The sequence below is a fragment of the Dellaglioa sp. CoH-57-MRSF-17 genome, from assembly GCF_056782015.1.
Window position 1 is genome coordinate 1 of the sequence record NZ_JBXAXY010000071.1, and the last position, 378, is coordinate 378.

At 57.7% G+C, this 378-nt stretch carries 1 protein-coding gene; it reads left to right on the forward strand.

The window, feature by feature from the left end; all coding sequences use genetic code 11:
- Positions 1-226: hypothetical protein (locus AC1RPJ_RS07915; protein ID WP_481762864.1), on the forward strand; the 226-nt coding region annotated here is incomplete at its 5' end.
- Between the last annotated feature and the right edge of the window lie 152 nt (positions 227-378).

Here is a 378-nt window from a genome sequence, read left to right on the forward strand (position 1 = left end):
GAAGGCAGCAGGCGCGAAGCTAGCAGGGGTCAATGTGGCTTGGACCAGTTACCGCTCGGCTGACGAAGAGGCGTTTGTCGAGGCTCAGGGCGGCACCGTTGTCAAGTACAGCGCGAAGATGAATGTGCTACTATACAAGCCGGGTGCTAAGTTCGCGGACAAGATCGTAAAGGCCGGGAACAAGGCGATGACATGGGACCAGTTCAAGGAGAAATACGGGCTATGAGCGAGATTACGTTTGCTGTAAAACGCGTTGTCGTGGTGCAGGGTTCTGGCTCCGACAAGATCGCGGTGTTCACCGATTTGCCGGGCCCCATCTGGCCGTTCGAAGAAAAGGCGGTGTTGAGTATCGAAGCGGCAGCAGGCACGGGCCCGGAG